At 42.2% G+C, this 232-nt stretch carries 1 protein-coding gene; it reads right to left on the bottom strand.

Going from position 1 to position 232, the window contains the following annotated elements:
- The coding region (locus N3F66_15240) for a hypothetical protein (GenBank protein MCX8125500.1) at nucleotides 1-232 on the bottom strand (232 nt) is incomplete at both ends.

Below are 232 nucleotides of genomic sequence, written 5' to 3'. Positions count from 1 at the left end.
GATATATTCGCGTACTCTTTCACGGTATGTTAGCGGTGCGGGTATATGCATAATGATAGAATCCTGTTGTAGATAGAACACACCAGCTATGCCTCTTTTGGCTAAATAGAGATTGTTCACTGTGCCAGTAGTACGTGTGGGATATACAGTGGCGCTAAAAACAATGCTATCATCGCAATGCAGCGGATAATGGGTGTCGAACTTAATGTATGCCTGTCTCTTATACACATCT

Source organism: Spirochaetota bacterium (assembly GCA_026414805.1).
GTDB lineage: Bacteria > Spirochaetota > UBA4802 > UBA4802 > UB4802 > UBA4802.
The sequence above is the reverse complement of the archived record's forward strand: the minus strand, read 5'-3'. Positions and strand labels throughout refer to the sequence as shown.